The organism is Acidovorax sp. sic0104, from assembly GCF_019219095.1.
GTDB lineage: Bacteria > Pseudomonadota > Gammaproteobacteria > Burkholderiales > Burkholderiaceae_C > Acidovorax.
Map to the genome: position 1 here is coordinate 2,501 of NZ_JAHUWH010000036.1, position 3,083 is coordinate 5,583.

Genomic DNA, 3,083 nt, shown 5'->3' on the forward strand with positions numbered 1-3,083 from the left:
TCGGGGAGCTGGCAAATAAGCTTTGATCCGGAGATTTCTGAATGGGGAAACCCACCTCGCAAGAGGTATCGCATGATGAATACATAGTCATGCGAGGCGAACCGGGTGAACTGAAACATCTCAGTAGCTCGAGGAAAAGACATCAACCGAGATTCCGAAAGTAGTGGCGAGCGAAATCGGAAGAGCCTTCTAGTGATAGCACGACTGTTAGCAAAACGGGATGGAAAGCCCGGCCATAGCAGGTGATAGCCCTGTATGCGAAAACAGACGTGTGGTACTAAGTTAGAGAAAAGTAGGGCGGGACACGAGAAATCCTGTCTGAATATGGGGGGACCATCCTCCAAGGCTAAATACTCGTAATCGACCGATAGTGAACCAGTACCGTGAGGGAAAGGCGAAAAGAACCCCGGGAGGGGAGTGAAATAGATCCTGAAACCGCATGCTTACAAAAAGTAGGAGCCCGCAAGGGTGACTGCGTACCTTTTGTATAATGGGTCAGCGACTTACATTCAGTGGCAAGGTTAACCGAATAGGGAAGCCGTAGAGAAATCGAGTCCGAATAGGGCGAATCAGTCGCTGGGTGTAGACCCGAAACCAAGTGATCTATCCATGGCCAGGATGAAGGTGCCGTAACAGGTACTGGAGGTCCGAACCGACTAGTGTTGCAAAACTAGCGGATGAGCTGTGGATAGGGGTGAAAGGCTAAACAAACTTGGAAATAGCTGGTTCTCTCCGAAAACTATTTAGGTAGTGCCTCAAGTATTACCTGCGGGGGTAGAGCACTGTTTAGGCTAGGGGGTCATGGCGACTTACCAAACCTATGCAAACTCCGAATACTGCAGAGTACAGCTTGGGAGACAGAGCACCGGGTGCTAACGTCCGGACTCAAGAGGGAAACAACCCAGACCGCCAGCTAAGGTCCCTAAAATTGGCTAAGTGGGAAACGAAGTGGGAAGGCTAAAACAGTCAGGATGTTGGCTTAGAAGCAGCCATCATTTAAAGAAAGCGTAATAGCTCACTGATCGAGTCGTCCTGCGCGGAAGATGTAACGGGGCTAAGCCAGTTACCGAAGCTGCGGATGTGCAATTTATTGCACGTGGTAGGAGAGCGTTCTGTAGGCCTGTGAAGGTGTCTGGTGACGGATGCTGGAGGTATCAGAAGTGCGAATGCTGACATGAGTAGCGTTAAAGGGGGTGAAAAGCCCCCTCGCCGTAAGCGCAAGGTTTTCTACGCAACGTTCATCGGCGTAGAGTGAGTCGGCCCCTAAGGCGAGGCAGAGATGCGTAGCTGATGGGAAACAGGTCAATATTCCTGTACCGATCAATAGTGCGATGTGGGGACGGAGAAGGTTAGCTCAGCCAACTGTTGGATATGTTGGTTCAAGCCTGTAGTCGTGCCTGGTAGGCAAATCCGCCGGGCTTAGATGAGGGGTGATAACGAGTCTGCTTGCAGACGAAGTGAGTGATACCCTGCTTCCAGGAAAAGCCACTAAGCTTCAGCTATTGACGACCGTACCGCAAACCGACACTGGTGCGCGAGATGAGTATTCTAAGGCGCTTGAGAGAACTCAGGAGAAGGAACTCGGCAAATTGATACCGTAACTTCGGGAGAAGGTATGCCCCAAGTAGGTGAACTCGTACAGAGGAAGCCCAACGGGGTTGCAAAAAATCGGTGGCTGCGACTGTTTAATAAAAACACAGCACTCTGCAAACACGAAAGTGGACGTATAGGGTGTGACGCCTGCCCGGTGCTGGAAGATTAAATGATGGGGTGCAAGCTCTTGATTGAAGTCCCAGTAAACGGCGGCCGTAACTATAACGGTCCTAAGGTAGCGAAATTCCTTGTCGGGTAAGTTCCGACCTGCACGAATGGCGTAACGATGGCCACACTGTCTCCTCCTGAGACTCAGCGAAGTTGAAATGTTTGTGATGATGCAATCTCCCCGCGGAAAGACGGAAAGACCCCATGAACCTTTACTGTAGCTTTGTATTGGACTTTGAACAGATCTGTGTAGGATAGGTGGGAGGCTTTGAAGTGAGGTCGCTAGATCTCATGGAGCCAACGTTGAAATACCACCCTGGTGTGTTTGAGGTTCTAACCTAGGTCCATTATCTGGATCGGGGACAGTGCATGGTAGGCAGTTTGACTGGGGCGGTCTCCTCCCAAAGCGTAACGGAGGAGTTCGAAGGTACGCTAGTTACGGTCGGACATCGTGACGATAGTGCAATGGCATAAGCGTGCTTAACTGCGAGACTGACAAGTCGAGCAGATGCGAAAGCAGGACATAGTGATCCGGTGGTTCTGTATGGAAGGGCCATCGCTCAACGGATAAAAGGTACTCTGGGGATAACAGGCTGATACCGCCCAAGAGTTCATATCGACGGCGGTGTTTGGCACCTCGATGTCGGCTCATCTCATCCTGGGGCTGTAGCCGGTCCCAAGGGTATGGCTGTTCGCCATTTAAAGAGGTACGTGAGCTGGGTTTAAAACGTCGTGAGACAGTTTGGTCCCTATCTTCCGTGGGCGCTGCAGATTTGAGGAAGCCTGCTCCTAGTACGAGAGGACCGGAGTGGACACACCTCTGGTGTATCGGTTGTCACGCCAGTGGCATTGCCGAGTAGCTAAGTGTGGAAGAGATAACCGCTGAAAGCATCTAAGCGGGAAACTCGTTTCAAGATGAGATCTGCCGGGGCCTTGAGCCCCCTGAAGAGTCGTTCAAGACCAGGACGTTGATAGGCAGGGTGTGGAAGCGCAGTAATGCGTTAAGCTAACCTGTACTAATTGCTCGTGCGGCTTGACCCTATAACTTTGATAGCCAATACACACCATCTATATCGATGACTGTGCAAAAGCTCAAAGATTGTTATGCCAAGTTAGACGCAGTCAAAACACACCATCTGATTCCAGACTCTATGAATTCGCTGACCTGCTCACAGAGCAGTTCGGCAACCCTTTATGCCTGATGACCATAGCAAGTTGGTACCACTCCTTCCCATCCCGAACAGGACAGTGAAACGACTTTGCGCCGATGATAGTGCGGGTTCCCGTGTGAAAGTAGGTCATCGTCAGGCTCTTACAGCCCA

General features: G+C 51.0%; 2 rRNA genes (1 of these 2 cut by a window edge). Both read left to right on the plus strand.

Features of this window, described 5'->3' with window-relative positions:
- Positions 1-2,802, plus strand: a 23S ribosomal RNA gene (locus KW835_RS26500); it begins 77 nt to the left of the window's first position.
- Between the two features lie 156 nt (positions 2,803-2,958).
- Positions 2,959-3,071: ribosomal RNA gene (rrf, locus tag KW835_RS26505) — 5S ribosomal RNA — on the plus strand.
- Positions 3,072-3,083 lie beyond the last annotated feature (12 nt).